This window comes from uncultured Limosilactobacillus sp., from assembly GCF_934202705.1.
Taxonomy (GTDB): Bacteria; Bacillota; Bacilli; order Lactobacillales; family Lactobacillaceae; genus Limosilactobacillus.
Genome location: NZ_CAKPYE010000019.1, coordinates 1 through 3751 on the forward strand (window position 1 = coordinate 1; position 3751 = coordinate 3751).

The following is a 3751-nucleotide window of genomic DNA, read 5'->3' on the forward strand; positions in this document are numbered from 1 at the left end:
TGTTAGCTGCATAACCTTCAACATAGGATCAATAGCTGGTTAGATGGTCATCTCTCAGACTGTTTGCACCAGATCCGAACTAATTAATCAACGACCATTAAAAATACATCATCAAAAGACTGCCATTGAAAGATTCCGGGCTTGTTCGGATTAAACTTGTAATTTGCCATTGGGAATAAAGAAGTAGGTGAAGTTGAAACCAGAACGTTGATTTAACGACGCTTTGATTGAAGTGAAATGGGTCATTTGGTGAGATATTTAGTACGTACCCCACCAAGATCACCACCAAATATGGCCGCCGTGAAAGTTCAGGCGTCTATTTTTGTACAAAAGGATAAGCAAAACGAACGTAAATTCTAATGTTATAATTGTGAAGATTACTTCTAAACAGGGAAGGTTTAAGACTAAATAAAGGATGTGGTGGAGCTATGGCAAGGACTAAGGAGAAGCTTTCACGAGCTAAGAACGTGAAAAACGACGAATTCTATACTCAATGGTCTGATATTGAAAAAGAAGTGAATGCCTATATCGAGTATGATAAAGATGTTTTTAGAGGTAAAACAATTTTGCTCCCGGCAGATGACCCGTTCGAAAGCAATTTCTTCAAGTATTTTGCGACCCATAATAGAAAACGAAAATGGGGGAATCAAAAATGGCAGATGCAATTTTTGACATACAAAACGTTGGTTTAACAGTCTCACGACGAACACTATTGGCTAATATTTCTTTTAAGGTGGCACCGGGAGAATTTGTGACCATTAGTGGTCCTTCCGGGTCGGGTAAGAGCACCTTACTGTTATTATTAGCCACCTTGCTAACACCCACAGAAGGCCAAATTATATTTTCGGGTCAGCCACAGCAAGAATATGAAACGACGGCGTACCGTCGCATGGTATCTTATTGTTATCAGCAACCCAGTCTTTTTGGTGAGACAGTTGAAGACAATCTGGCCTTTCCTTTTCAAATTCGCCAAAAGCCGGTCAATCACGATCGAATGGTAAAAGCTTTGGCAGATGTGAATCTCCCTGCCGATATGCTGACAAAGAACATTACGGAACTTTCTGGTGGTGAAAAACAGCGTGTCGCGTTGATTCGCAATCTCATCTTCACGCCAAAAGTGCTGTTATTAGATGAAATTACAACTGGGCTGGATGCAGCAACAAAAGATACTGTCCATCAAGTAATGGCTAACTTCACCAAACAAGGCGTCACGATTATCACTGTCACGCACGATGAGTCTGAATTGGCGGCAGCCGATCGGCTCATCACCATTGTTGACGGCAGAATGGAGGTGACAGCATGAATCACCTGATTGTTACCCCGACGGCTTTATTTTTTGCAGTTGCTTTAGTAACTGTCGCATTTTTTATCAGCCTCAAAGAAAAAATTGGTCTTGAAAAAGATTTGGTAATCGGCGTCATCCGTGCCGTTATTCAACTGACAATTGTTGGTTACGTCCTGACCTATATCATCTCAGTTAACCGAGCTTGGCTGACACTTCTCATGGTAGCGATCATTGTCTTCAACGCTGCTTGGAATGCGAGAGGACGTGCCAGGGGCATTCCCCATGCTTTTGTGATCAGTCTGCTTGCCATTGCCGTTGCCACGGGGGTCACAATTGGCTTGCTGGTTTTAGCGAAAGCGATTGCCTTTGTTCCCAGTCAAATCGTACCGGTTTCTGGTATGATTGCCAGCAATGCGATGGTTGCGATTGGTTTGACCTACCGAAGCTTGAACAGCCAGTTCCATGATCAGCGCCAAGGGTTGTTGGAAAGGTTGGCTTTGGGAGCGACGCGTTACCAAACCGCCATTACGGTCGTACGAGAAGCAATTCGAACAGGTATGAGTCCCACGATTGATTCGGCAAAAACCGTGGGAATTGTCAGCCTCCCTGGTATGATGTCTGGTCTGATTTTTGCTGGTGTCGACCCTACGAAGGCGATTATGTACCAGATCATGGTCACCTTTATGCTCATGGCAGCCACTAGTATTGGCAGTACGATATCGTGCTATTTGGCGTATCCACAATTTTTCAATGGTAATATGCAGTTGAGGACGCCGCATTCATAAATGTTTCCGAAACAGGTCATCCAACCAAACAACGCACCCATTTCTGACGTGGAAATGGGTGCGTTGCTTGGTTAGATTGGGGTATCAAATCGACTTTCACCATAATTTTATTTTTCAATGGCATCAATAATTCGCTGTTCATCATATAAATTCAACACCAGATACATCCCGGCATAGATCACCAGTGGAATCCAAACATAGTTCCAATTGATCATCGATAAAGTCGCCGCATTCTGTGACTGATTGGCAACGTAACCCGACACGTGAAACAAGCCGGCCGTAATCAAGCCGCCAATTCCCAGACCAAAGTTAACGCCAAAATCATCGGTTGAAGCTAAGATGCCTTCTGCCTGAATCCCCATGCTGGCACCGTATCGGATGGTGTCGGCAATCATAATCGAGACCAGACCAATGATAATGCCATTTCCAATTGAGTTAATAAAGACACCGGCAAATAAAACCAGCAGCCATTTACCATACACTCCGGCAGCAATAATCGCCTGCCCGGTTAAAGCAATCAATATCCCATGTAACATTGTTTTCTTCTTACTTTGGTGATCGGTCAGTCGAATAATCATTAACACGCCAATTAAAGCCGCCAAGGTAAAGCCATTTGCCCAGGGAACCAAACCTTCATCGCCAAGGGTATACTTGAAGTAATAGATGGTCGTCTGATTCTTAATCGCCGTGACCAGCCAATACATAAAGATCACAATCGACATGATAATCCACGGCTGGTTGTGGGCTAACATGTTCAAAACAACCTTGACCGGTTGGTGGGCAATGTGTGGATTGGAGAAGCGTTCACGCACGTGCACGAAGGTGTTGAGAATCAAAAACAGTGAAATGATTCCAAACACGATAATCGTTCCCAGAAACCCCTTCTGCTGGTTGCCGTGGCCGAATAGCCAAACCAAAGGCAGTGTGAAAACTGCCACGATGATTTGGACTGAACTGCCAAAGAACTGGCGGATAACCCCAAGCAGTGTCAGCTCACGAGTATTCTGTGACATCGTCGGCAGAATTGATGTGATTGGCAGATTAACGGCGGTGTATAAGAACCCCAGACCAAGATAGGTCACGTAAGCCCAAATCATTTTGCCGCCATAGGAGAAATTCGGTGTGACAAACGTCAGAATCGCAAAGGCCACGTAAGGCACCGAATACCACAGAAAGAACGGCCGACTCTTACCAAATCTTGAATGGACGTGGTCAATCATGATACCGATGATAAAACTTTCGACGACGTCAGCTACTCGGGCGACCACAAACAAGATGGCGACCGCACTGGGTGTCAAACCATAGACATCGGTGTAAAAAAACAGCAAATAAGTCGTCATCATTTGAAAAATCAGGTTGTCAGCGGCATCGCTTAACCCATAGCTGATCCGTTCAGGCCACCTGGTTGACCATTCAGCACTCGACTTCAAGATTGTCACCGCCTTTCATTAGGAATTAAAACATCTAAACTAATTGTACGCAACTTCGCTTTTCCCAACAATCAAATGCACGTTAAAAATTTGAATGAAGACAAAAAGAAAGCCCTGCTCGCATACAGGACTTTCTAAGAAGCTGTCCAAGATCTATGATTTTTGATATACTTCTATGCCTAGATTGCAATAATAAAGTTACCACCTAGAAAGAGGCTTGCTCACTGCTTGAACTGGGGTTTGCCAACGGA

4 protein-coding genes are annotated in these 3751 nt (G+C 44.1%); 3 read left to right on the plus strand and 1 reads right to left on the minus strand.

Translation table 11 applies throughout. The features are described from left to right. Window positions 1-428: 428 nt before the first annotated feature. From Q0C76_RS08855 to fetB, 3 genes are read left to right on the plus strand one after another with little or no spacing between them, the layout of a single operon-like run. Window positions 429-692 carry an adenine-specific methyltransferase EcoRI family protein gene (locus Q0C76_RS08855; protein WP_003581966.1) on the plus strand — a complete coding sequence of 88 codons (264 nt, stop codon included), beginning with the start codon at window positions 429-431 and terminating at the stop codon, window positions 690-692. Then, on the plus strand, window positions 653-1303 hold the full coding sequence (locus Q0C76_RS08860) for an ATP-binding cassette domain-containing protein (protein ID WP_016368446.1): 651 nt from the start codon (window positions 653-655) through the stop codon (window positions 1301-1303). Before Q0C76_RS08855 ends, Q0C76_RS08860 begins: the two co-directional genes overlap by 40 nt. Further along, window positions 1300-2070, plus strand: a complete 771-nt coding sequence (fetB, locus tag Q0C76_RS08865) for an ABC transporter permease (RefSeq protein ID WP_003581971.1) — start codon at window positions 1300-1302, stop codon at window positions 2068-2070. Before Q0C76_RS08860 ends, fetB begins: the two co-directional genes overlap by 4 nt. A gap of 107 nt (window positions 2071-2177) precedes the next feature. On the opposite strand, the gene Q0C76_RS08870 is transcribed toward fetB, so the two are convergent. Then, complete coding sequence (locus Q0C76_RS08870) at window positions 2178-3500, minus strand: glycoside-pentoside-hexuronide (GPH):cation symporter (protein WP_003581973.1); 1323 nt, start codon at window positions 3498-3500, stop codon at window positions 2178-2180. Window positions 3501-3751: the final 251 nt, after the last annotated feature.